General features: G+C 38.5%; 31 protein-coding genes. 28 read left to right on the forward strand and 3 right to left on the reverse strand.

Annotated elements, in window-relative coordinates; translation table 11 throughout:
* Positions 1 to 64 precede the first annotated feature (64 nt).
* Positions 65 to 928 carry a class I SAM-dependent methyltransferase gene (locus EUBHAL_RS07580; RefSeq protein ID WP_005347466.1) on the forward strand — a complete coding sequence of 288 codons (864 nt, stop codon included), beginning with the start codon at positions 65 to 67 and terminating at the stop codon, positions 926 to 928.
* Positions 929 to 942: 14 nt separating this feature from the next.
* Positions 943 to 1449: a Gx transporter family protein gene (locus EUBHAL_RS07585; RefSeq protein ID WP_005347468.1), complete on the forward strand. Its 507-nt coding sequence runs from the start codon at positions 943 to 945 to the stop codon at positions 1447 to 1449.
* Positions 1450 to 1571: 122 nt separating this feature from the next.
* Here the strand turns inward: EUBHAL_RS07585 and EUBHAL_RS16805 are convergent, their stop codons facing one another.
* Positions 1572 to 1700, reverse strand: a complete 129-nt coding sequence (locus EUBHAL_RS16805; protein WP_334290887.1) for a DUF6783 domain-containing protein — start codon at positions 1698 to 1700, stop codon at positions 1572 to 1574.
* Between EUBHAL_RS16805 and EUBHAL_RS16810 the strand changes: the two genes are divergently transcribed.
* From EUBHAL_RS16810 to atpC, 10 genes are all read left to right on the forward strand, one after another.
* Positions 1650 to 1778: a DUF6783 domain-containing protein gene (locus EUBHAL_RS16810; RefSeq protein ID WP_334290888.1), complete on the forward strand. Its 129-nt coding sequence runs from the start codon at positions 1650 to 1652 to the stop codon at positions 1776 to 1778. The genes EUBHAL_RS16805 and EUBHAL_RS16810 overlap by 51 nt on opposite strands.
* Positions 1779 to 1954: 176 nt before the next feature.
* Positions 1955 to 2869 carry a LysR family transcriptional regulator gene (locus tag EUBHAL_RS07590; RefSeq protein ID WP_005347471.1) on the forward strand — a complete coding sequence of 305 codons (915 nt, stop codon included), beginning with the start codon at positions 1955 to 1957 and terminating at the stop codon, positions 2867 to 2869.
* A 444-nt stretch (positions 2870 to 3313) separates the two neighbouring features.
* Positions 3314 to 4000 carry a F0F1 ATP synthase subunit A gene (locus EUBHAL_RS07595; RefSeq protein ID WP_005347473.1) on the forward strand — a complete coding sequence of 229 codons (687 nt, stop codon included), beginning with the start codon at positions 3314 to 3316 and terminating at the stop codon, positions 3998 to 4000.
* Positions 4001 to 4047: 47 nt separating this feature from the next.
* A complete protein-coding gene (atpE, locus tag EUBHAL_RS07600; RefSeq protein ID WP_005347476.1) occupies positions 4048 to 4278 on the forward strand; it encodes an ATP synthase F0 subunit C in 231 nt (76 codons plus the stop codon).
* A gap of 96 nt (positions 4279 to 4374) precedes the next feature.
* Positions 4375 to 4797: a F0F1 ATP synthase subunit B gene (gene atpF, locus EUBHAL_RS07605; RefSeq protein WP_242648763.1), complete on the forward strand. Its 423-nt coding sequence runs from the start codon at positions 4375 to 4377 to the stop codon at positions 4795 to 4797.
* The gene (gene atpH, locus EUBHAL_RS07610) at positions 4775 to 5293 is read left to right on the forward strand and encodes an ATP synthase F1 subunit delta (RefSeq protein ID WP_005347481.1); all 519 of its coding nucleotides are present in this window, start codon (positions 4775 to 4777) and stop codon (positions 5291 to 5293) included. Before atpF ends, atpH begins: the two co-directional genes overlap by 23 nt.
* Positions 5290 to 6801 (forward strand): F0F1 ATP synthase subunit alpha, encoded by a 1512-nt coding sequence (gene atpA / locus EUBHAL_RS07615; RefSeq protein ID WP_005347483.1) that lies wholly within the window; start codon positions 5290 to 5292, stop codon positions 6799 to 6801. The genes atpH and atpA overlap by 4 nt, the downstream gene beginning before the upstream one ends.
* A gap of 15 nt (positions 6802 to 6816) precedes the next feature.
* Positions 6817 to 7707, forward strand: coding sequence for an ATP synthase F1 subunit gamma (gene atpG, locus EUBHAL_RS07620; protein ID WP_005347486.1), 891 nt, complete (start codon positions 6817 to 6819; stop codon positions 7705 to 7707).
* A gap of 31 nt (positions 7708 to 7738) precedes the next feature.
* Positions 7739 to 9136, forward strand: a complete 1398-nt coding sequence (gene atpD, locus EUBHAL_RS07625; protein ID WP_005347489.1) for a F0F1 ATP synthase subunit beta — start codon at positions 7739 to 7741, stop codon at positions 9134 to 9136.
* Positions 9137 to 9147: 11 nt separating this feature from the next.
* Positions 9148 to 9570: an ATP synthase F1 subunit epsilon gene (atpC, locus tag EUBHAL_RS07630; protein ID WP_005347491.1), complete on the forward strand. Its 423-nt coding sequence runs from the start codon at positions 9148 to 9150 to the stop codon at positions 9568 to 9570.
* A 353-nt stretch (positions 9571 to 9923) separates the two neighbouring features.
* On the opposite strand, the gene EUBHAL_RS07635 is transcribed toward atpC, so the two are convergent.
* The gene (locus tag EUBHAL_RS07635; protein WP_005347497.1) at positions 9924 to 10127 is read right to left on the reverse strand and encodes a hypothetical protein; all 204 of its coding nucleotides are present in this window, start codon (positions 10125 to 10127) and stop codon (positions 9924 to 9926) included.
* A gap of 551 nt (positions 10128 to 10678) precedes the next feature.
* Positions 10679 to 11668: a hypothetical protein gene (locus EUBHAL_RS07640; protein WP_044922553.1), complete on the reverse strand. Its 990-nt coding sequence runs from the start codon at positions 11666 to 11668 to the stop codon at positions 10679 to 10681.
* A gap of 409 nt (positions 11669 to 12077) precedes the next feature.
* On the opposite strand from EUBHAL_RS07640, the gene yfcE reads away from it, so the two are divergent.
* The 16 genes from yfcE (at position 12078) to rplN (ending at position 21340) form a co-directional block, all read left to right on the forward strand.
* Complete coding sequence (gene yfcE / locus EUBHAL_RS07645; protein WP_005347501.1) at positions 12078 to 12671, forward strand: phosphodiesterase; 594 nt, start codon at positions 12078 to 12080, stop codon at positions 12669 to 12671.
* Between the two features lie 93 nt (positions 12672 to 12764).
* Entirely contained in the window at positions 12765 to 13208 is a 444-nt protein-coding gene (locus EUBHAL_RS07650; RefSeq protein ID WP_022169418.1) for a nucleotidyltransferase domain-containing protein, read from the forward strand.
* The gene (locus EUBHAL_RS07655) at positions 13196 to 13681 is read left to right on the forward strand and encodes a HEPN domain-containing protein (protein ID WP_022169419.1); all 486 of its coding nucleotides are present in this window, start codon (positions 13196 to 13198) and stop codon (positions 13679 to 13681) included. Before EUBHAL_RS07650 ends, EUBHAL_RS07655 begins: the two co-directional genes overlap by 13 nt.
* A gap of 1 nt (position 13682) precedes the next feature.
* On the forward strand, positions 13683 to 14996 hold the full coding sequence (locus EUBHAL_RS14810; protein ID WP_005347511.1) for an FAD:protein FMN transferase: 1314 nt from the start codon (positions 13683 to 13685) through the stop codon (positions 14994 to 14996).
* Positions 14997 to 15712: 716 nt separating this feature from the next.
* Positions 15713 to 16030: a 30S ribosomal protein S10 gene (gene rpsJ, locus EUBHAL_RS07665; protein ID WP_005347514.1), complete on the forward strand. Its 318-nt coding sequence runs from the start codon at positions 15713 to 15715 to the stop codon at positions 16028 to 16030.
* Between the two features lie 134 nt (positions 16031 to 16164).
* A complete protein-coding gene (gene rplC, locus EUBHAL_RS07670; protein ID WP_005347517.1) occupies positions 16165 to 16794 on the forward strand; it encodes a 50S ribosomal protein L3 in 630 nt (209 codons plus the stop codon).
* A gap of 25 nt (positions 16795 to 16819) precedes the next feature.
* Entirely contained in the window at positions 16820 to 17440 is a 621-nt protein-coding gene (gene rplD / locus EUBHAL_RS07675) for a 50S ribosomal protein L4 (RefSeq protein ID WP_021907828.1), read from the forward strand.
* Positions 17440 to 17739: a 50S ribosomal protein L23 gene (gene rplW, locus EUBHAL_RS07680; RefSeq protein ID WP_005347522.1), complete on the forward strand. Its 300-nt coding sequence runs from the start codon at positions 17440 to 17442 to the stop codon at positions 17737 to 17739. The genes rplD and rplW overlap by 1 nt, the downstream gene beginning before the upstream one ends.
* A 74-nt stretch (positions 17740 to 17813) precedes the next feature.
* Complete coding sequence (gene rplB / locus EUBHAL_RS07685; RefSeq protein ID WP_022169421.1) at positions 17814 to 18656, forward strand: 50S ribosomal protein L2; 843 nt, start codon at positions 17814 to 17816, stop codon at positions 18654 to 18656.
* 15 nt (positions 18657 to 18671) lie between these two features.
* On the forward strand, positions 18672 to 18953 hold the full coding sequence (gene rpsS / locus EUBHAL_RS07690; RefSeq protein WP_005347529.1) for a 30S ribosomal protein S19: 282 nt from the start codon (positions 18672 to 18674) through the stop codon (positions 18951 to 18953).
* 27 nt (positions 18954 to 18980) lie between these two features.
* Positions 18981 to 19367: a 50S ribosomal protein L22 gene (gene rplV, locus EUBHAL_RS07695; RefSeq protein WP_005347532.1), complete on the forward strand. Its 387-nt coding sequence runs from the start codon at positions 18981 to 18983 to the stop codon at positions 19365 to 19367.
* An 11-nt stretch (positions 19368 to 19378) separates the two neighbouring features.
* On the forward strand, positions 19379 to 20041 hold the full coding sequence (gene rpsC, locus EUBHAL_RS07700; protein WP_005347533.1) for a 30S ribosomal protein S3: 663 nt from the start codon (positions 19379 to 19381) through the stop codon (positions 20039 to 20041).
* Positions 20041 to 20481 (forward strand): 50S ribosomal protein L16, encoded by a 441-nt coding sequence (rplP, locus tag EUBHAL_RS07705; protein WP_005347534.1) that lies wholly within the window; start codon positions 20041 to 20043, stop codon positions 20479 to 20481. The genes rpsC and rplP overlap by 1 nt, the downstream gene beginning before the upstream one ends.
* Positions 20468 to 20674, forward strand: a complete 207-nt coding sequence (rpmC, locus tag EUBHAL_RS07710) for a 50S ribosomal protein L29 (protein ID WP_005347535.1) — start codon at positions 20468 to 20470, stop codon at positions 20672 to 20674. The genes rplP and rpmC overlap by 14 nt, the downstream gene beginning before the upstream one ends.
* A gap of 71 nt (positions 20675 to 20745) precedes the next feature.
* Positions 20746 to 20949 carry a 30S ribosomal protein S17 gene (gene rpsQ / locus EUBHAL_RS07715; protein ID WP_154580640.1) on the forward strand — a complete coding sequence of 68 codons (204 nt, stop codon included), beginning with the start codon at positions 20746 to 20748 and terminating at the stop codon, positions 20947 to 20949.
* Between the two features lie 22 nt (positions 20950 to 20971).
* On the forward strand, positions 20972 to 21340 hold the full coding sequence (rplN, locus tag EUBHAL_RS07720) for a 50S ribosomal protein L14 (protein WP_005347537.1): 369 nt from the start codon (positions 20972 to 20974) through the stop codon (positions 21338 to 21340).
* Positions 21341 to 21352: the final 12 nt, after the last annotated feature.

The raw sequence follows: 21352 nt of genomic DNA on the forward strand, positions 1-21352 counted from the left end.
ACAGGGAAAACTATAGCGATTAGAATATTTTCATAATTAGATTTAAATTAAGCGAGGAAAAAATATGTGGTTAGCAGATAACTGGAAAGAATATGAAGTCATAGATTGCAGCGAAGGTGAAAAACTGGAACGCTGGGGCAAATACACCCTTCTTCGTCCAGACCCTCAGGTAATCTGGAATACAAAAAAAGAAGATAAACACTGGAAACATTTAAATGCACATTATCACAGAAGCAAAAAAGGTGGCGGAGAGTGGGAGTTTTTTGATCTTCCAAAGCAGTGGGATATTCATTATAGAAGTCTTACCTTCCATTTAAAACCATTCAGTTTTAAACATACAGGGCTTTTCCCAGAACAGGCAGTCAACTGGGACTGGTTTTCTGATAAGATTAAGAAGGCAGGCCGCCCAGTAAAAGTATTGAACTTATTTGCCTATACTGGTGGAGCAACACTTGCAGCCGCAGCTGCGGGAGCATCTGTAACTCATGTAGATGCCTCAAAAGGAATGGTTACCTGGGCAAAGGAGAATGCGGTTGCTTCTGGTCTTGGTGATGCACCGATTCGCTGGCTTGTAGATGACTGTGTGAAGTTCGTAGAAAGAGAAATCCGCCGTGGCAATCATTACGATGGAATTATTATGGATCCACCATCTTATGGACGTGGGCCAAAGGGAGAGATTTGGAAGATTGAGGAGAAGATTTATTCTTTAGTATGTCTTTGTGAAAAGCTTCTTTCCAAAGACCCGCTGTTCTTCTTAATCAATTCCTATACAACAGGATTACAGCCTGCCGTTCTTTCCTATATGTTAGGAACAGCAGTTGCGAAAAAACATGGTGGAAAAGTCAGTGCAGATGAGGTTGGTCTTCCTGTCAGTGCAAATGGACTTGTTCTTCCATGCGGTGCTTCCGGACGATGGGAAAAGAAATAGATGGGAGATAGCATATGAGTGCTAAAAAGACAGCTTTTTATGGAATGTTTCTTGCGCTTGCTTTAGTAGCAGGATATATTGAACAGCTTATACCGATTAATCTTGGAATACCCGGAGTAAAGCTTGGACTTGCAAACATTGTTACAATGCTTCTTCTTTATATAGTAGGAGTCCCTGCAGCCTGCCTGATTTCCGTACTTAGAATCCTATTATCAGGATTCCTCTTTGGAAGCGGATTCGCAATGGTCTACAGTGCAGCAGGAGCGGCAATGAGTATGCTAGTTATGGCACTCTTAAAGAAAACAAAGAAGTTTTCTTCTGTAGGAGTAAGCGTAGCAGGCGGCATATTCCACAACGTAGGACAGATTATCGTTGCCATGATTGTATTGGAAACAAAGGCATTAGCCTACTATCTCCCAATTTTAATCCTTTCTGGACTCGTAGCCGGAATCTTAATCGGAATCTTAAGCGGGATATTAACAAAGAGATTAAATCCGATAATCAAGCAGCATTTTGTATAAACAGACGAAAACTCTAAACATCCTATTTTGACAGCTGCTTTATAGTCGCTGCGTGTTGAATGTTTGCTTTTGCGCTCGCATCCAGCACTTGCTCCGAAGCCGCATCTGCCAAGATAAGATGTTTAGAGTTTTCTGTTTATAGAAATACTAGAGCGTGTTTGAAAAATCATTCCTGCAACCTGCACGCCCCAATTTGCGGTATATTTTGCCTTCATTCGGTTGACGTAGCCCGCTACGCCGCCCTCATTCAGGCGAAATCTCCCGCAAATTGTAACGCACATCTTGCAGAAAGCATTTTTCAAACACGCTCTAAAGGAATGCTGGATTAAATTGGATTACTATCCCCTTTCTTCTTCAGAGATAGAAATCGGATATGGAATAGTGCCACTTTTGAGCAAGTTCATAATGCGGGCGAGCATTATGAGCGCAGTGATACGGAACAGCTGCCATATATCTATTAGCTTAGTTTCGTCTGTCAAATGACGAGATAAAGGAGGAAACACAAATGGAAATTACATACGATTACTATCGCATATTCTATTATGCGGCTAAATATAAAAGCTTTTCAAAGGCGGCAGAGATTCTGATGAGTAACCAGCCGAATATTACGCATTTTATGAATAATCTGGAGAATCAGCTTGGCTGTCGTTTGTTTATTCGTTCAAATAGAGGAGTAACACTTACAAGAGAAGGGGAGAAGCTATACAAGCATGTAACAATTGCATATCAGCATTTTCAACTGGCAGAGTTAGAACTGGCGAATGATAAAAGTCTGCAGAGTGGAATTATAACCGTTGGTGTAAGTGAGATCGCATTACATTTGCTGATCTTACAGGTAATGGCAGACTTTCGAAAAGCATATCCGGGTATCCGCATCCGCCTTTCCAATCATTCTACTCCGGAGACGATTCAGGAAGTAAAAGATGGTCTGGTTGATCTGGCAGTAGTATCTACACCGGCCGATATCCCTGCTACATTAAAATCTACGTCTTTGATGGATTTTTCAGATGTAATGGTAGTGAGCAGCTCGCATAAAGAATTATGTGAGAAGCCGATACATCTTTCAAAGATGCAGGATTATCCACTCATTTGTCTTGGGAGAGGAACAAAGTCATATGAGTTTTTCAGTAATTTTTATCAAAGATATGGTTTAAAGTTAAATCCAGATATTGAAGCCGGAACAATTCATCAGATTCTTCCGATGGTTGTCTATGATCTTGGAGTAGGTTTTTTACCAGAAAATGTAGGTATAGAAGCCTTAGAAGATGGGAAAATAATAAAAGTACCCCTTATAGAGAAAATCCCACAAAGACAGATCTGCCTTGTGGAGTCAAAAAGAACACCGCTTAGTATAGCAGCTAATGCATTAAAGCAATTTATAAATAATTATATTGAAACGAAATTAAAAGACAAAGCGTGATTATTTAAAGAAATTTCCAGGTATGTTATAAAGATATAACAATTATGATTGAAAGCTAATTTATAGTGATTCAGAGATATACAGACTTTCAAAAAATAAAAATAGTCTCTATATTTTAAGAATTATGTCCGAATTGTTATAATAATTTGTAATTATTCTTTCTTTTTTTCTTAAACATTCTTTATCAAATCTGACTGATTTCTGACAAGATTTCTCATATTCATACAAATCGTTTTGTCAAATTGAATAAAAAAATCGTATTTATATGAGAAATCTTTGCACTATGTAAAATTTACATGATAGATAAAAATATAAAACATTTCCACATAAATAAAAAGAGGGGTAGAATGTGTAGCAATGGTTCAGGGCGAACAATCTCTTCCTATTAAATAGGGTAGCAAAGAAGATTGTCACCAATATAAGAATCAGGAAGGAGTGTGGCAGATGGATGCTCTGGTCAATGAACTGATGAAAGAGTTGAATTGCGACACTGTCTTTACGATTCCGGTACTCGGAGGAATCCCGGTTAAAGAATCTGTAGTAGTAACATGGATCATCATGGCGGTCATTCTGGTACTTTGTATAGCGTTAACCAGAAATTTAAGCGTAGAAAATCCAAGTCGTGGACAGATCATACTGGAAACAATCGTAAGCGGCGGACACAATTTCTTCAAGGACACACTGGGAGAACATGGAGCGGAATATATACCGTATCTTATGACAGTGACCCTCTACATCGGTATTGCCAATCTTATCGGACTGCTTGGTTTTAAACCACCGACAAAAGACATGAACGTGACGGCGGCATTAGCATTTATGAGTATTGTCTTAATTGAGGTAGCCGGCATCAGACAAAAAGGAGCAAAAGGATGGGTAAAGAGTTTTGCGGAACCAATTCCAATTATCTTACCGATCAATATTATGGAGATTTTTATTAAACCATTATCTCTGTGCATGCGACTTTTTGGTAACGTACTTGGTTCTTTCGTTATCATGGAATTATTAAAGTTAATTGTTCCGGCAGTATTACCGGCAGTGTTTAGCTGTTACTTTGATATTTTTGATGGTTTGATTCAGGCCTACGTATTTGTATTCCTTACATCGTTGTTTATTAAGGAAGCGACAGAATAAGAAAACAACAAAAAATTTAAAGAGAAAAGAAAAGGAGTGTTGTAATTATGTCATCAGCATTATTTGTAGCAATTGGAGCAGGAGTTGCAGTATTAACAGGTATTGGAGCAGGTATCGGTATCGGTAAAGCTACCGCAGCCGCAACAGATGCAATCGCAAGACAGCCGGAAGCAGAAAGTAAGATCAGTAAAGCATTATTACTTGGTTGTGCGTTAGCAGAGGCAACAGCTATTTACGGTTTCGTTATCGCATTATTAATCATCCTTTTCCTTAAATAATAAAAGCTTAAAAGGCTATTTGGAAACTTACAGATTTTTAATGAAAAAGGAAGGCGGACGAAGAATATGCTTAATATAAATCCATGGAATATGGTAATGATTGTAATAAATCTTCTTGTATTATATGCGATTTTTCGTAAGTTCTTATATAAACCGGTTATGAATGTAATTCATCGGAGAGAAGAATTGATTCAGGGACAGTTTGATTCTGCTAAAAAAACGCAGGATGATGCCCTTCAGTTAAAGGCTGATTATGAAGAAAAATTACAGAAGGCAAATGTAAAGGCCGATGAGATTATTCTTGCAGCAAGAGATCAGGCAAAAGAAGAGCATGAGAAAGCAGTGCTTGAGACACAGGCGAAGACGGACAGAATGATCGAGAAAGCAAAAGCAGATATCGAAAAAGAACAGAAACAGGCACAGCAGGAAGTGCAGGGTGAGATTGCGAAACTTGCACTTATCGCCGCAAGAAAGATTATAGAGACAGGTGAGGCCCATGACGCAGAAGGCAGTAAATAATGCGAAAGTATTATACCGTCTGAATATTTCAAGAAGCGATGTAGAAGAAGCCCATAAAATTTTCACGAAGGCCCCTTTCCTTCTCGAGACTCTGACAAATCCAGTTGTTTCAGAGGAAGCGAAAGAGGTAGTGCTTGACAAAATTGCGAGACAGAGTGGAATGCCGGAACTTCTTGAGAATTTTATGAAGATGATGTGCCGGATTGGTGAAATCGGACAGATCACAGATATTTTTAACTGCTATTATGAATACTGGGATAAAATGAATCACATTCTTCACGCAAAAGTCATTTATGCAGATGACAAGGCAAAAGAAGAAAAAGAAGCAATTCAGAAGCAGTTAGAGAGCATTTATCCAGATGAAAAGGTTGTTCTTTCGGAAGAGACAGATGCTTCCCTTCTTGGTGGTTATGTTGTTCGTGTCGGTTATGAAGAGTATGACCACAGTTATGAAGGTAAACTCAGACGGTTAGAAAGAAAATTAACAGGGAGGTGAATCTTGTGGGCGCAATCAGTGCAGAAGATATAATCTCTATTATACAGAGTGAAATCGAAAATTTTGATGTGGACAACACAAGTGAAGAGACAGGTACGGTCATATATGTAGGTGACGGAATCGTTACTGTTTATGGTATTGACCATGCGATGTACGGTGAGGTTGTCGTTTTTGATAATGGAGTAAAAGGAATGGTTCAGGATATCCGTCAGAACGAGATTGGTGTAATCCTTTTCGGACGTGATACTGGAATCAAAGAAGGAACAAAAGTAGTTAGAACAAAGAAAAAAGCAGGTATTCCTGTTGGTAACGAATACATTGGACGAGTAATTAATGCGTTAGGTGAGCCAATTGACGGCGGCGCAGAGATTAAGGCAGATGGTTATCGTCCGATTGAGGAAGAAGCACCTGGTATCATTGAGAGAAAGTCAGTAGATACCCCAATGGAAACGGGTATTCTTTCCATCGACTCCATGTTCCCAATCGGACGTGGACAGCGTGAGTTAATCATTGGTGACCGTCAGACTGGTAAAACTTCTATTGCAACAGATACGATTCTTAACCAGAAAGGAAAAGGAGTTATCTGTATTTACGTTGCAATTGGACAGAAGGCATCCAGCGTTGCCAAGATTGTAAATACCTTAGAGAAATATGACGCAATGGATTATTCTATCGTTTTATCCTCTACAGCAAGTGAACCTGCATCCCTGCAGTATATTGCACCATATGCAGGTACAGCGTTAGCAGAATATTTCATGCATCAGGGAAAAGATGTGTTAATCGTATATGATGACTTATCCAAACATGCGGTAGCATACCGTGCGATTTCCCTGCTGTTAGAGCGTTCTCCTGGACGTGAGGCTTATCCTGGAGATGTATTCTACTTACATTCCAGATTATTAGAGCGGTCCAGCCGTCTTAGTGATAAGCTTGGTGGAGGTTCTATCACAGCACTTCCAATCATTGAGACACAGGCCGGCGACGTATCTGCTTACATTCCTACAAACGTAATTTCTATTACAGATGGACAGATATTCTTAGAGAGTAATCTTTTCTTCGAAGGTATGCGTCCAGCGGTAAACGTTGGTTTATCCGTATCCCGTGTAGGTGGAGCAGCACAGACAAAAGCAATGAAGAAGGCATGCGGAAGTATTCGTATTGACCTGGCACAGTATCGAGAGATGGAGGTATTTACCCAGTTCTCATCAGACCTTGATGATGCAACAAAGGCACAGTTAGCACATGGACGTGCAATCATGGAACTGTTAAAACAGCCATTATGCCATCCATTATCCTTACATGAGCAGGTAATTACATTATGTCTTGCAAACAATGGTATCTTTGATATCGTTATGCCAAAAGAAGTAAAGAAATATCAAAAAGATATTCTTTCTTATCTTGATCTCAAACATCCTGAAATCGGAAAAGAAATTGAGAAAAAGAAAGATTTAACTGATGAATTAATTGCAAAGATTATAGAAGCAGCAAAGGAATACACTGATAAATAACAGGCAGGTGTTGGTATGGCAAGTGCAAAAGAAATTCAGGACAGGATGCGAAGTATCAAAGATACATTGAAAATTACAAATGCAATGTATATGATTTCTTCCTCCAAACTGAAAAAATCAAAAAAAATGTTAGCGGACACAGAGCCGTATTTCTATACCCTTCAGTCTGAAATGAGCCGAATTTTAAGACATCTTCCAGATATGAACAGCATTTATTTTAAGACAAATGCAGAAATTCCGGAAAGAAAGAGAAAAGCCGGTTATATCGTCATTACAGCAGATAAGGGACTGGCTGGTTCTTATAATCATAATATTTTAAAACTTGCAGAAGAAGAACTTGAAAAAAGAGATGATTATAAACTGTTTGTTCTCGGTGAATTAGGACGGCATTATTTTGAACAGAAAGGAATTAATATTGATAAACAGTTCCATTTCGTTGTTCAGGATCCATCTTTAAGCCGTGCCAGAAGAATTGCCGAGGATTTATTAAAGCTTTACCATGAAAATCAACTTGATGAACTTTACATTATATATACAACAATGGTAAATGCAATGCAGGAGGAGGCACAGGTTGCCCAGCTCCTGCCACTGAAGAAAACAGACTTTAAGATTCCAGTTCCGATTGATATCCCATTAGAGGGACTTGCATTAAAACCTTCTGCTGAAGAGGTTATGGACCACATCGTTCCAAACTATGTAGTAGGTTTTGTGTATGGTGCGTTAGTAGAAGCATTTTCCTGTGAGCAGAATGCCAGAATGATGGCAATGGAAGGTGCGACAAACAGTGCGAAACAAATGTTAAAAGAACTGGATATTGAATATAACAGAGCCAGACAGGCTGCGATCACGCAGGAGATTACGGAGGTAATAGCCGGAGCGAAGTCGCAGAAGAAAAAGAAGAAATAAAAAGCGGAAATAATATAAGGAGGCTTTTTTGATGAAAACAGGAAAAATTATTCAGGTTCTTGGACCTGTAGTCGATGTTGAATTTGAAAATCAAGAATTGCCTGCAATCAGAGATGCTCTCGAAGTACAAAATGGAGATAAAAAATGTGTGATGGAGGTTGCACAGCATATTGGTAATCACGTTGTAAGATGTATTATGCTGGCAGCCAGTGAAGGTCTTCACAGAGATATGGAAGTTACTGCTGAGGGAAGCGGTATCAAAGTACCTGTTGGAGAGAAAACATTAGGCCGTCTCTTTAACGTACTTGGTGAGACAATCGATGACGGAGAGCCTATCAAAGACGCTCCAAAGATGGTAATTCACAGAGAACCTCCGACATTCGAAGAACAGAACCCGGCAGTAGAGATTCTTGAAACCGGAATTAAAGTTATCGACCTTCTTGCGCCATATGCAAAAGGTGGTAAGATTGGTCTGTTCGGTGGTGCCGGTGTAGGTAAGACCGTACTGATTCAGGAATTGATCAGTAATATCGCAACAGAACATGGCGGATATTCTATCTTTACCGGTGTAGGAGAGCGTTCCAGAGAGGGTAATGACCTTTGGACAGAAATGGGAGAATCCGGCGTTCTTGCTAAGACAGCTTTAGTGTTTGGACAGATGAACGAGCCACCTGGAGCCCGTATGAGAGTAGCAGAAACCGGACTGACTATGGCAGAATATTTCAGAGATGAAAAGAAACAGGACGTGTTATTATTCATTGATAACATTTTCCGTTTTACACAGGCAGGTTCCGAGGTATCCGCCTTACTTGGACGTATGCCTTCCGCCGTTGGTTATCAGCCAACATTAGCAACAGAGATGGGTGAATTACAGGAGCGAATCGCTTCTACAAAGAACGGTTCCGTAACAAGTGTACAGGCAGTATATGTACCAGCCGACGACTTAACTGACCCGGCTCCAGCAACAACATTTGCTCACTTGGATGCAACAACTGTACTTTCAAGAAAGATTGTAGAACAGGGTATTTATCCTGCCGTTGACCCACTCGAATCCTCATCCCGTATCCTTGAGGCCGATATCGTAGGAGAAGAACACTACGAAGTAGCCAGAAAGGTACAGGAAGCATTACAGAAATACAAAGAATTACAGGATATCATCGCTATTCTTGGTATGGAAGAATTATCTGACGAAGATAAGACAGTCGTATTCAGAGCAAGAAAGATTCAGAAATTCCTTTCCCAGCCATTCCATGTAGCAGAGAACTTTACCGGTATCAAAGGTGTTTATGTACCAGTAAAAGAAACCATTCGTGGATTTAAGGCAATCCTTGATGGTGAGATGGACGAATATCCGGAAAATGCATTCTTCAATGTCGGAACAATCGAGGATGTAAAGAAAAAAGCTGAGGAAATGAAAGCAGCAAACTAGGAGGGGTAGATATGGCTTCAAATACATTTAGTTTAAAAATCATATCCGCCAACCGTGTATTTTTTACAGGAAGATGCCAGTCTGTTATCGTTCCGGGATATGACGGACAAAAAGAAGTACTGGCACATCATGAAAACATGGTTATTGCTGTCAATGAAGGAGAGATGCGTTTCCTTCCAGAAGGGGAAGAGGAATGGCAGTATGCTGTAGTCGGCATCGGTTTTATCGAAATTGTTAATAACCGTGTCACTCTTTTAGTAGAAAGTGTCGAACGCCCAGAGGAAATCGATATCGCAAGAGCACAGGAAGCAAAGGAGAGAGCTTTGGAAAAAATACGTCAGAAACAGAGTATTCAGGAGTATTATCATACACAGGCTTCCCTTTCCCGTGCGATGGCGAGACTTCGGGTTGGACATAGACAGAAACATGTTTAAGATGCTTTAGAAAGCTGACGAAAATCGAATAAGGGTATCGTATACAGATGCTTCAATCTTATATGTGACCGAAAAAGTTAAAAAATAAAAAAAGAATGGTTTTATTCCGTTGCGCTAAACATTCCATTCTGCCTCGAAAAACGGAAACTTCATCTCAAAACCTCCACTGGAGCTTTTTTCGAAATGCTCAGGCAGGAGAAAGCAGTCCGAAGTTTCCAGAGTCAGAATTCCATAGCGCAAAGTCATAAAATCATTCTTTTTTATTTTTTGACTTTTTCTCTTCAAGTTTATTGGAGAAGCATCTGTTATAGAAGGTTTTGCTCGATTTTCTGTGTGTTTTAAAGCATTTCTGGTTATGTTGCGCTATACAGAACTATGCCTTCTTTATGAATATTGGAATAGAATGGGTAGTTAATAATCCATTTTTTGAAATGTGCATTGCTTTTGGCGATAGGCTTAATATCTAAAGTGTAATCTAAATTAAAATCGTATGTCATATAAGAAAGTTGTTGTGCATATGCTTTTAATTCTAAATCTGACATATCGACTAAAATCATAATATCCACATCTGAATCTTCGTGTTAAAAAACTTGATAAAAGACAAGACGAGTTCCACGATTACAATCTTACAGCACTGGCTTACACATCAGATGGGGATGTGTATCATATTAAAGCAGGAGTGGGCGAATATTCTGAGAACGATATTGCTATAGAGGAAGCGTGTTATGAAGGAACAGAAAATGTAGTACGGTTACTGGAAAAATAGCTTCTATAGTGATTTTACAGAATACTATCAAAATCTTAATACTTCAAGGCATAGAAATAAAACAGACCGTTAGATTTGACATTCATTTTGATATGAGTTGTCAAACCTAGCGGTCTACTTTTAATACTATTAACTTATTCTATTTCTTATTTCTTACAGAAAAACGTCAGTGATTTCTGTTTTGTCAGATTATCTTTATTCTTTGCTCACAAGCTGTTCACAAATCTACAGTATGATAAAACCATCAAAAACAACAACAGATTTTTGATAGATTTTTTCATACTTTCCTCTCTTTTGAAGCCGGCGTTATGTCGGTTTCTTTTTTATCTATTAAATTGAAGCTTACTCATTCTCTATAATTTCTCGTACCTCCTCGGCTGTCATATCTAATATATCACTTATCTGCTCTGCTTCATATCCTTTTCGGTACATTTTAATTATAGTCTCGGCAATTCCTTCTTGTTTTCCAATAGTAATTCCTTCTTGTTTTCCAATGGCGATTCCATTCTCAGTACCTTCCACATATGCCTGTTCTTTTATTCCCTGACTCAGATTACACATATCATTCACATCCTTTCTGATATCACTTTCCAATGGAATATCAAATTCATTTCCTATAATATCAAACTTCTCATCTACATTTAATTTTGCGGATAATAACGCTCCCAGTAAACGATGAAGTTCATATCGTTCCTCTTTTTCTGGAAGGTCTTCTGCTAAACCTATTAAGACAATATTTGCAAGGTCTATGTCACCTTTCCATTGATAAGTACCGACTACACTTTCCTGTGTAAAATGAATATAATTCATACAGTTTTGCGACATATTCATACAAATCCATATGGAATATACTCGTTTTATATCATTATAATTGGAATTTACAAATTCTCTACCCTTCTGTGAAGAAATCATCCTGCTGACATAGAATACTGCTCTATTTATTATATCGTATGCCGATGGTTCTGCTTTCTGTGCTTCTATATTCACAATAACCTGTGATAAACCGTCTTTCATCCGCACATAGAATATAATATCAAACCGTGCCAGTCCCTCATGAAGTTCACTATTTTCTGTATTTAATCCAATTACTTTTTCTCCATCTTGTTCTTTTTCTACGTTTGTGCTTCCTGTATCTACTGGAACTGTGCTAATATATGGTTTTCCTTCAATATACTGCACGACATCTTTAGGGTTCATTCCTTTAAATTCATCAATCGTCTTTACAAGTATATGTGCAAGTATAATTTTATGCCCCAGTAGATTCTTTGCCTTTTCATCATATTGTGCATCTTTATCGGTCGCTGATATTGATTTCTTAATATCTTTGTCCACAGATACGCTCCTTTCTGCCACAATGAAAATATCTTATTTTGTCACTTTCATTATAGCTCATGCTATATCTTTATAGCAAATACTTTTTCCTTTTTATTTACCAAAAGTTTCCTTTTGATGTGGCTTTATAAATGGAGAATAATCGCATTCTGTAATATGTGCATTTTTAATGCTATTCTATATAGAGTAATTAGAAGATTCCTCAAACCGCAGCGACTAAAGTCACAAATATAGGAGCTATACTCTTTTTGGGGGCGTCTCTTTTGCCTGCGGCAAATTCTATTTAATGCAAAGGACTTTACCTGTTATGAAATCAAGTATATAATACAAAAAAGTACAGTTGGAATTTTGATTTCCTCACAAAATCAGATATACAAAATCAGACAGAAAAAACAGGGAGAAAAATACAATGAAATGGATGATTGCATCAGATATACATGGTTCTGCATTTTACTGTGAGAAGATGCTTAAGGCATTTGAAAGAGAACAGGCAGATAAATTACTTTTGTTAGGGGATATCCTCTATCATGGACCACGAAATGATTTGCCGAAAGGATATGCGCCCAAAAAAGTAATAGAGCTGCTTAACAACATAAAAGAAAAGATTCTCTGTGTTCGTGGAAACTGCGATGCGGAAGTGGACCAGATGGTATTAGAATTCCCGATTATGGCAGACTATGCGATGATCACAGAGGGAGATTTGAATATCTTTGTGACACATGGTCATCATTTTAATGAAAAGAAGCTGCCGCCGATGTTTGAAAAGACACAGGAGGGGTTGATATTATTGCATGGGCATACCCACGTTCCAGTATGCAGAGTACATGAAAGTTATACTTACATGAATCCAGGCTCTGTATCTATTCCAAAGGAAAATTCGGAACACAGTTATATGATACTGGAGAATGGAGCGTTCTGGTGGAAGACATTAGACGGTGAGACATACCTTAATTTTAAAGGAAGTAAGCCGGAAAGAGGGTATTGCAGAGAGGAGTATAGGTAGTATATCAGATGTGAGATGACTCCAGCATCTCACAGCAAGAATGCCGGGGCATTCTTGAATCTTGAGATATTAATACAGAACAGGAGGTGTGCTATGAAAAGAACGGATCAATATCTTTATCTTGCGAATGGAAGACTGCATCGGTCGTTATTTGGTGCAATCAATGAAAAAGGAGAAGTTAAGATTGTAAAAGATAATCAGGTGTTAACTAGGATGAATGAGAAGCAAGCGAAAGCGTTAGGGAATATAGCAAGAAAGATTAAAGAATTGGACAATCAAAAATCAATATCTGCTGTATATCTTTATGGAAGTGTTGCCAGAGGGTCTGCACATGGAATGAGTGATTTGGATATTTTTATTGTATTAAACGATAATGATTTAACGCCAGAAGAGTGTAGAAAGTTTCGTATAGAAAATAGCTCGTTTAACGATATAGATATAGATATTCACTTTGAAAATAGGAATATTTTTTTGAAATCAAATAGCACATACCATACAAATATAAAAAAGGAGGGATTAGAATTATGGACAGCATGACTTATTTAGATTTTGCAGAAAATGATTATAAATATTTTATGCATAGTTATGAATCAGGATATGTAGCCAATAATATGGCTGCGAATGCACAGAATACTGCCGAGAAGTATTTAAAACACCTGATAGACCAATATGACCATGATGAGCAAAGACTTGATTTGCGAACGAGAACTTTACGAACACATAACTTATCTCAGTTGATGAATTATTTATCTAACGAAATGGGTATGGAGATTCCGCTGAGAGTAAAACGTGATATCAATGCTTTAAATAACTATTATTTTAATGCAAGATATCCGGGAGATAATTCCTTTTTTGTAAGTAAGGATGACATAGAAATATGTAAAGAAGGCTTGGATTCTTGCAGAGAATTGGTGTTGAGCGTAGATAAGGAAATGAGGACAAAAAATAAAGAGAAAGAACTAATATCTGAGAATATTCCAATAGTGGAAGACGAGGAATGGGATATCTAATATGAAAAAACAAATTTTATCTATTATTATGGCAGGCTGTCTGCTCTTATCTATGACAGCATGTTCTTCAGACAAGAAAAATACGAAATCAGCATCCGAACAAACAACAGCAGATACTTCTACATCAACTAACTCACCGCAGGAATACAGCAAAACCGATTTCGTCATGAGCACCGTCTTAAGTGAAAAAATATACGGAACAAAAGATGTTACACAAGACATAAAAGAAGAACTCGATAAATTAGAGAAAGAACAGCTTTCCTGGCGAGAAGACAGCAGCATTGTTTCAAAAATTAATGCCGATGCACAAAAAGGCACAAAAACCAAACTGGATTCTGATATGACTTCGTGGGTTGAAGATTCCTTAGAGCTTGCCAGGCGAAGCAACGGAGCCTTTGACCCAACCATCGGCAGACTCACAAGACTGTGGAACATAGAAGGGGACAACCCTAAAGTTCCATCAAAACAGGAAGTAAAGAATACTTTAAAAGATACTGGGTATACTAAAATACATCTGGAGAAAGTAGAAACCCAGAATACAGCTATTACTAAAAAGAACGTAGATAAAGATATAAAAGATAATACAGATAAAAATGGAGATGCAGCCAAAGATACAGACAATAACACGATAAATAGTACCGCCCAGAATACAGCTGATAACATGGTAAACAATGAAGCTAATAATACGCCTGACAATACAGCTCTAAATGAAGAAAGATTAGAGACGACAGACAAAAAGACCAATACAGATGAAAGTATTTCTTCTATATATATAGAAGACCAATGCACCCTCGACCTCGGAGCAGTAGGCAAAGGAATCGCCTGTGACGTAGCACAGAACTATTTAAAACAACAAAAAGAAGTAAGCGGAGCGGTCATCGCCGTTGGAGGCAGCATCCTCTTATATGGAAGCAAGACAGACGGAACCAACTGGAATGTTGCTGTACAAAATCCAAGAGGCAAGGATGGAGAAGCAATGGGAGTCCTGTCCCTCTCTGGTACAACCAACGTTTCCACATCAGGAGACTACGAAAAGTACTTCATGCAAAACGGAAAAAGATACCACCACATCCTAGATCCTTCAACCGGTTATCCAGCAGAAAGCAGTCTGATTTCTGTAACAGTAGTAAGCGACAACGGCTTACTCTCCGACGGTCTTTCCACCGCCTGTTTTGTCCTCGGCAAAGAAAAAGGCCAAAAACTTTTAGAAACCTACGGAGCCGAAGGCATTTTCATCGACCAGAATAAAAAAGTCACCGTCACCAAAGGACTCAAAGATAAATTCACAATACTGAATGAAGAATATAGCGAGTAGATGAAGGATAGAAAAAATCAAAAGATTCCCCACAGCCATCTGACCTATTCCTCAAATACTTTCCGATAAATTAAAAAGTTTACTCAACTATTGAGGAAGCGCACTAAGAAGCAAGTATAGAAGCTTTTCAGCTATTGAGGAAGTACACTAAGAAGTAAGTATAAAAGCCTTTCAGCTATTGAAAGCGCATTGAGAAGTATACTAAGGAAAGAAGTGGATTCAAAAAGCTTTTGAGCAAAGCTGTACTGCATAAGCGGTAGTTAATTACTCAACGTGACAAAACAAAGTGCTTCAAAACGGAGTTGCAGAAGACAGAAACCTTAGACTTTCTCCTAATAGAAAGTCTAAGGTTTCATCAGCCTTGTCAACACCCCATTGGAGCTACTCTTCGTCAATCTGCACAAAAACTTTCTTGATATTCCTTTAAAACTTTTTGAAAAAAACACTTGATTTATCCCTAGAATCGTGTATAATAGAAAGCGTTGTGTGACATGATAGCAAAGAAGCGCGAGGTTGCTGTGATGGAAAAATCCATTGCAGGTTTTCCGTGGAGCGAATGTCAAGTTTAGAAACTGGCGACAAGTCACTGTACAATATTTACAATCTACAAATTCAGCGTAGAGACGCAGTGTGGTATCATAGATGATACACACGGAGGAGTGTACAGTCACCGCTTGTCGTACTAGATTAAGTGCGAAAAGGAGGCGACTTTTTTTATGGCAAGTCAAATTATGAGAATCACGTTGAAAGCGTATGATCATCAGTTAATCGATGCATCCGCAAAGAGCATCATCGAAACTGTAAAGAAAACAGGATCTAAGGTGAGCGGTCCAGTACCGATGCCAACTAAGAAAGAGGTAGTTACAATTCTTAGAGCGGTTCACAAATATAAAGATTCCAGAGAGCAGTTCGAGCAGAGAACACACAAGAGATTAATTGATATCATTACACCAACACAGAAGACAGTTGATGCATTATCAAGACTCGAAATGCCAGCAGGTGTTTACATCGACATCAAGATGAAACAGAAATAATTTTACGTCCTATAGCTAGTATGATTATCCAGGCTAGAACGTAAGACATTTTGAGAGGGTAATCCGCTGTAGACTAGAATGATTGCATCAGATGTTTGAAGCAATCCGCTGTAGAAAATTAGGAGGAAGACGAAATGAAGAAGGCTATTTTAGCAACAAAAATCGGTATGACTCAGATCTTCGCAGAAGATGGTGAATTAATTCCGGTTACAGTATTACAGGCTGGACCTTGTGAAGTAACACAGGTTAAAACAGTTGAAAATGACGGTTACAGTGCCGTACAGGTTGGCTTCCAGGATATGAGAGAAAAGTTATCCACAAAGCCAATGAAAGGACATTTCGAAAAAGCAGGAGTATCTGTTAAGAGATTCGTCAGAGAATTTAAATTAGACGATGCAGAGAATTACGAATTAGGTCAGAAAATCACAGTTGATGTTTTTGAAGCTGGTGATAAAGTTGATGCAACTGCTATTTCAAAAGGTAAAGGTTTTCAGGGAGCTATCAAGAGACATGGACAGCATACAGGTCCTAAGACACATGGTTCTAAATACCATCGTCATGCAGGATCAAACGGTATGGCATCTGACCCATCCAAGGTAATGAAAGGCAAGAAGATGCCTGGACAGATGGGACATGTACAGATTACTATCCAGAATCTTGAAGTAGTTAAAATAGATGCAGAAAATAATGTTATTTTAGTAAAAGGATCCGTTCCAGGACCTAAGAAGTCTTTAGTAACATTAAAAGCAGCAGTTAAAGCGTAGGCGCTTAAGGAAGGAGGACTTACAAATGGCATCAGTATCTGTTTATAATATGGAAGGTGCTCAGGTTGGTACAATCGAATTAAGCGATTCTATCTTTGCAGTGCCTGTGAATGAACATTTAGTACATCAGGCTGTTGTAGCACAGCTTGCAAATAAACGCCAGGGTACTCAGAAGGCTAAAACACGTTCTGAAGTAAGAGGCGGCGGAAGAAAACCATGGAGACAGAAAGGAACAGGTCATGCAAGACAGGGATCTATCCGTGCTCCACAGTGGACAGGCGGCGGAGTTGTATTTGCTCCAACACCAAGAGATTATTCCGTAAAGATGAATAAGAAAGAAAAACAGCTCGCAATGAAATCTGTTTTAACATCTAAAGTTAATGAGAGCAAATTCATCGTATTAGATGAGTTAAAATTAGCTGAGATTAAAACAAAACAGATCAAAGCAGTTTTAGATAATCTCAAAGTTGAGAAGGCTTTAATCGTAACAAAAGAAAAAGACGATGTTGTGGTTAAGTCAGCTAACAACTTACCTAAAGTAGCAACTACTGCATTAAACAACATCAACGTATACGATATTCTTAAATACGATACAGTTGTTGTTACAAGCGAGGCAGTTGCAGCAATCGAGGAGGTATACGCATAATGGCAGATTTAAAATATTATGACGTCATCTTAAAGCCAGTCGTTACTGAAAAAAGTATGACTGCTATGGGCGAAAAGAAATACACATTTTACGTAAATCCAGATGCAACTAAGACTCAGGTTAAAGAAGCAGTTGAGAGAATGTTCGAGGGTGCTAAAGTTGCTAAAGTTAACACAATGAACTTAAATGGTAAAAAGAAAAGAAGAGGCATGGTTTACGGAAGAACTGCTGCTAAGAAAAAAGCCATTGTTCAGTTAACACAGGATAGTGCAGATATTCAGATTTTTGAAGGTCTGTAAGATTTAAAGATAACAGGAAATTATACGCATAAAAGCGTGATATCAAATATTCGGAAACGAAAGGAGTGAAAGTAATGGGAATTAAAACTTATAACCCATATACACCTTCCAGAAGACATATGACCGGTTCTGATTTTTCAGAGATCACAAAGAAAACTCCTGAGAAATCTCTCACTTATTCTTTAAAGAAAAATTCCGGCCGTAACAACCAGGGTAAAATCACAGTTAGACATCGTGGCGGCGGTGCTAAGAAGAAATATAGATTAATCGATTTTAAGAGAAATAAAGATGGTATTCCAGCAAAAGTTGTTGCTATCGAATACGATCCAAACAGAACAGCAAACATTGCTTTAATCTGTTACGTAGATGGACAGAAGTCCTACATTATTGCACCTAATAAATTAGAGGTTGGCACAACAATCATGAACGGTCCAGACGCTGAAATTCATATTGGAAACTGCCTTCCACTTGAGAATATCCCAGTTGGTACAGAAATTCACAACATTGAGATGCATCCTGGAAAAGGAGCTCAGTTAGTTCGTTCCGCTGGTAACTCCGCACAGCTTATGGCTAAGGAAGGAAAATATGCAACATTAAGACTTCCATCCGGAGAAATGAGAATGGTTCCTTTAAACTGTCGTGCTACAATCGGTCAGGTTGGAAACATCGAACATGACCTTATCAACATTGGTAAAGCAGGACGTAAACGTCACATGGGAATCCGTCCTACAGTTCGTGGTTCTGTTATGAACCCTAACGATCATCCACACGGTGGTGGAGAAGGTAAGGCTAGTATCGGTCGTCCAGGTCCATGTACTCCATGGGGTAAACCGGCACTCGGCTTAAAGACCAGAAAGAAAAACAAACATTCTAACAAATTGATCGTAAGAACAAGAGACGGAAAGAACGTTAAATAATTAAGGAGGTAACTCATGGCTCGTTCATTAAAAAAAGGACCATTTGCTGATGCAAGTTTATTAAAAAAAGTAGATGCGATGAATCAGTCCGGCGACAAGAGTGTTATTAAGACATGGTCCCGCCGTTCTACTATCTTCCCATCCTTCGTAGGTCATACCTTCGCAGTTCATGATGGAAGAAGACATGTACCTGTATATGTTACAGAAGATATGGTTGGACATAAATTAGGAGAATTCGTTGCAACCAGAACATACAGAGGACATGGAAAAGACGAAAAGAAGAGTAAAGTTAGATAGATAACAGCCTGAAAGGAGGGTTCATCCATGGCAAAAGGACATAGATCCCAGATTAAAAGAGAGAGAAATGCAAATAAAGATAACAGACCATCTGCTAAGCTTTCTTACGCTAGATGTTCTGTAACAAAAGCATGTTTCGTACTTGATGCCATCAGAGGTAAAGATGTTGAAACAGCTTTAGGAATTTTAGAATATAATCCAAGATATGCTTCAGAAATCATTGGAAAGTTATTAAAATCTGCCATTGCAAACGCAGAGAACAATAATGGCATGAATAGAGAGAACCTTTATGTAGCAGAGTGTTACGCAGATAAAGGACCTACAATGAAGAGAATACAGCCTAGAGCACAGGGCCGTGCTTACAGAATCGAAAAGAGACAGTGCCATATTACTGTTGTTCTGGATGAAAGATAAGGAGGTTTACAATGGGACAGAAAGTTAATCCTCATGGTTTAAGAGTCGGAATCATCAAGGATTGGGATTCAAGATGGTATGCAGAAAAAGATTTCGCAGACAATCTTGTTGAAGATGATAAAATCAGAAAATATATTAAAAATCGTTTATACAGCGCAGGAATTTCTAGAACAGAAATCGAACGTGCTTCTGATCGTGTAAAGATCATTATTCATACAGCAAAACCGGGTATCGTTATTGGACGTGGCGGTTCTGCAATCGATGAGTTAAAGAAAGAACTTGAAAAACTTACAGGAAAGAAACTCATCATCGAAATCAAAGAAGTTAAGAGATTTGATGTAGATAAAGATGCTCAGTTAGTAGCTGAGAACATCGCACAGCAGTTAGAGAATCGTATTTCCTTCCGTCGTGCAATGAAGTCCTGTATGCAGAGAACTATGAGAAACGGCGCATTAGGTATCAAGACATCTTGTTCCGGCCGTTTAGGCGGAGCTGATATGGCCCGTACAGAGTTCTACAGCGAGGGAACAATTCCACTGCAGACACTTAGAGCAAATATTGATTATGGTTTCGCTGAAGCTAACACAACTTATGGAAAAGTTGGTGTTAAAGTTTGGGTATACCATGGTGAAGTACTTCCTACAAAGGAAACTAAGGAAGGGAGCGATAAATAATGTTAATGCCTAAAAGAGTAAAACGTCGTAAACAGTTCCGTGGTTCCATGGCTGGAAAAGCTACAAAAGGAACAGCTATCACTTATGGTGATTTCGGACTGGTAGCTTGTGATCCATGCTGGATTAAATCCAACCAGATCGAAGCTGCCCGTGTAGCCATGACTCGTTATATGAAGCGTGGTGGTAAAGTTTGGATTAAGATTTTCCCAGATAAACCGGTTACAGCAAAACCTGCAGAAACTCGTATGGGTTCTGGTAAAGGTTCACTGGAATATTGGGTAGCAGTAGTTAAACCAGGTCGTGTAATGTTTGAAGTTGCTGGAGTACCTGAAGAAACAGCGAGAGAAGCTTTACGTCTTGCAATGCATAAATTACCTGTAAAATGTAAAATCGTATCTCGTGCAGATTTAGAAGGCGGTGATAACAGTGAAAACAACTAAGTATGTAGAAGATTTAAGAACAAAATCCATCGCAGAACTTAATGAAGAATTAGTAGCTGCTAAGAAGGAATTATTTAATTTGAGATTCCAGAACGCAACAAATCAGTTAGATAACACCAGCAGAATTAAAGAAGTCAGAAGAAATATTGCCAGAATCCAGGGAATTATTGCTGAACAGAATAGTGCTGAGTAATCGGGAAGGAGGAATTTGTTGTGGAAAGAAACCTTAGAAAAACTCGTGTAGGTCTCGTAACAAGCGATAAAATGGATAAAACAATCGTTGTAAGTGTAACAGACAACGTAAAACATCCTTTATATAACAAGATCGTAAAAAGAACTTATAAATTAAAAGCTCATGATGAAAACAATGAGTGCAGAATTGGTGACAGAGTAAAAGTAATGGAAACAAGACCTTTATCTAAAGATAAGAGATGGAGACTTGTTGAAATCGTTGAGAAGGCTAAATAGTTAGCACGGAAGGAGATATAGTATGATCCAACAGGAATCTAGACTTAAAGTTGCTGATAATACTGGAGCAAAAGAACTTCTTTGTATCCGTGTTATGGGTGGCTCAACAAGAAGATATGCTAATATCGGTGACACTATCGTTGCTACAGTTAAAGATGCAACACCAGGCGGTGTTGTAAAAAAAGGTGACGTAGTTAAAGCCGTAGTTGTACGTACAAAAAAAGGCGCTCGTCGTAAAGATGGTTCTTACATCAAATTTGACGAAAATGCTGCAGTTATCATCAAAGATGATCTGAATCCAAGAGGAACCCGTATTTTTGGACCAGTTGCTAGAGAACTTCGTGAGAAGAAATTCATGAAGATTGTTTCCTTAGCACCGGAAGTATTATAAGGAGGTAACTAC

This window comes from Anaerobutyricum hallii DSM 3353 (assembly GCF_000173975.1).
GTDB classification, from domain to species: domain Bacteria; phylum Bacillota; class Clostridia; order Lachnospirales; family Lachnospiraceae; genus Anaerobutyricum; species Anaerobutyricum hallii.